This window comes from Streptomyces sp. NPDC005566, assembly GCF_040605575.1.
GTDB lineage: Bacteria > Actinomycetota > Actinomycetes > Streptomycetales > Streptomycetaceae > Streptomyces.
In genome coordinates this window covers 1-1,665 of sequence record NZ_JBEXDB010000072.1, presented here as the reverse complement: position 1 = coordinate 1,665, position 1,665 = coordinate 1, and the positions used below count along the sequence as shown (strand labels likewise).

1 protein-coding gene is annotated in these 1,665 nt (G+C 71.7%); it reads left to right on the top strand.

The window, feature by feature from the left end; translation table 11 throughout:
* Positions 1-33: 33 nt before the first annotated feature.
* On the top strand, positions 34-1,665 hold a 1,632-nt coding region (locus ABZS61_RS34770), incomplete at its 3' end, for a polyketide synthase dehydratase domain-containing protein (RefSeq protein WP_356430508.1).

Below are 1,665 nucleotides of genomic sequence, written 5' to 3'. Positions count from 1 at the left end.
GTGGAACTCGGCCCGGACGGCATCCTGTCGGCCATGGCCCAGGACACCGCCACCGAAGCCGACTTCATCCCCCTCCTGCGCAAGGACCACGACGAGACCGGCACCGCGCTCACCGCGGTCAGCCGTCTGTGGGCCTCCGGCACCGACATCGACTGGACGGCGGTGTTCGCCGGCTGGGGCGGGCGGGTGGTCGATCTGCCGACGTATGCGTTCCAGCGTGAGCGGTACTGGCCGCAGCCGGGCGGGTTCGGCGGGGATGCGGGTGCGCTCGGCATCGAGGACGCCGGGCATGCGCTGCTGGGTTCTGTGGTGACCCTGGCCGACGGCGACGGCGTGCTCCTCACCGGCCGCCTGTCGGTGGACGCCCAGCCGTGGCTGGCCGACCACATCGTGCTGGACCGCATCGTGGTCCCCGGCACCGCACTGGTGGAAATGGCACTGCGCGCCGGCCAGGAAGTGCATTGCGGTCTCGTCCGCGAACTGGTGCTTCGTGCGCCCCTGGTACTGCCGGAGAACGGTGGCGTCCAGGTCCAGATACGGATCGATGATGCCGACCCCTCGGGCGACCGACCGGTCCACATCCACGCCCGAGCCGAGGGCACGGACGAGTGGACGCTGCATGCGTCGGGCCTCCTCGCCGTGTCGGACACCGGAGTGCCCGGGTTCGATCTGGAGCTGTGGCCGCCGCAGGATGCCACGCCGGTCGAGCTGGCCGGTTTCTATGACGTCCTGGCAGGGGCGGGCTTGGAGTACGGCCCGGCGTTCCAGGGCGTGCAGGCGGCCTGGCGCGACGCATCCGGTGTGTACGCCGAGGTGGCGGTCGCGGAGGCGGCGGACGGGTTCGGTATCCATCCTGCTCTGTTCGACGCGGCGTTGCACCCATCGGGGCTGCTGACCGGCGACGGCGAAGGTTCCGGGGCGCGGTTGCCGTTCGCGTGGTCGGGTGTGGAGCTGTTCGCGGTCGGGGCGACCACGCTGCGGGTGGCGATCCGCCCTGAGGGCGAGGGCATCACCGTCCAAGCCGCCGACGGTTCCGGTGCGCCGGTCGCGATTGTCCGTTCCCTGATGTCGCGTGGGGTGTCGGCGGAGCAGTTGTCGTCGGTCGGGAATGCCGGTGACGCGTTGTTCGCGGTGGAGTGGGTGCCGGTCCCGGCATCGCCTGGGGCCACCGCTGCCGCCACGGTGGACGCGGAGGGTGTTTCGGCGTGGACGGTGTTGCCGGCTGGTGACGGCCCGGTGGAGCAGGTGCTGGGTGAGGTCCTGCAGGGTGTGCAGGAGTGGCTGAGCGACGAGGGCACGTTCGGTTCACGCCTGGCGGTGGTGACTCGGGGCGCCGTGCCCGCAGGTCGTGACGACATGGTCGATGTCGTGGGTGCGGCGGTATGGGGTCTGGTGCGTTCGGCGCAGTCGGAGCACCCGGACCGGATCGTGCTGGTCGACGTCGACCCGGCCACCGACGAAGAGGGTGTGGATCTGGCGCTGTTGGCCGGCGTCGACGAGCCGCAGGTCGCCGTCCGTGACGGTGCGCTGCTGGTGCCCCGCCTGGCCCGTGCCGTGGGCGGCGAGCAGTCCGTGCCGCTGGACGGTGACGGCACCGTACTGATCACCGGCGGCACCGGCACCCTCGGCGGACTCCTCGCCCGCCACCTCGCCACCCACCACGGC